Here is a 715-nt window from a genome sequence, read left to right as displayed (position 1 = left end):
TCAGCGGCAACCGGGTCGAAACCGGTGGCACGCACGGTGATGACCTTGACCGCAGCGTTCGATTGAACGGTCGCGATGGCGTTACCGGCGTAGATCGGACGCTTGAAGGTGTCAGCGCTTTCTACCGAGATGATCTCGGAGATCTGGTCAACGTCCAGTGCAGCGGCAACGCGCGGCAGGATGTTTTTGCCRTTGGAAGTGGCGGCAGCCAGGATGTGGCTGTAGCCCTTGCCCAGTTCAGCAACCAGTGGCGCGACGTTTTCCGGCAGCTGATGCGCGTAAGCGGCGTTGTCAGCGTTCAGGACTTTGCTCACGCCYGCGATTTTCGCAGCGGCTTCAGCCACGGCGCCAGCGCCTTGGCCTGCAACCAGCACGTGGATGTCGCCGCCGATTTTGGCAGCGGCAGCAACGGTGTTCAGCGTGGCCGGGGCCAGCACTTTGTTGTCNGCCAGCGCCTTGGCCTGCAACCAGCACGTGGATGTCGCCGCCGATTTTGGCAGCGGCAGCAACGGTGTTCAGCGTGGCCGGGGCCAGCACTTTGTTGTCGTGTTCAGCAATAACCAAGATAGTCATTTAGATTACCTTCGCTTCGTTTTTCAGTTTCTCGACCAGTTCAGCCACCGACTTGACCTTGATACCCGCGCTGCGTGCAGCAGGCGCTTCGACTTTCAGGGTCTTGTTGGTCATGGCTTGGCCTTAGGTTTACGCGCCCCGC

General features: G+C 60.3%; 3 pseudogenes. All 3 read right to left on the bottom strand.

Annotated elements, in window-relative coordinates:
* Positions 1-446 (bottom strand): annotated as a pseudogene (locus ASD60_RS13170) (electron transfer flavoprotein subunit alpha/FixB family protein); the annotation flags it as partial.
* Position 447: 1 nt separating this feature from the next.
* Positions 448-573: pseudogene (locus tag ASD60_RS28850) on the bottom strand (electron transfer flavoprotein subunit alpha/FixB family protein); the annotation flags it as partial.
* A pseudogene (locus tag ASD60_RS28300) lies at positions 574-690 on the bottom strand (electron transfer flavoprotein subunit beta/FixA family protein); the annotation flags it as partial.
* Positions 691-715 lie beyond the last annotated feature (25 nt).

The organism is Pseudomonas sp. Root562, assembly GCF_001427125.1.
Lineage (GTDB): Bacteria > Pseudomonadota > Gammaproteobacteria > Pseudomonadales > Pseudomonadaceae > Aquipseudomonas.
The sequence above is the reverse complement of the archived record's forward strand: the minus strand, read 5'-3'. Positions and strand labels throughout refer to the sequence as shown.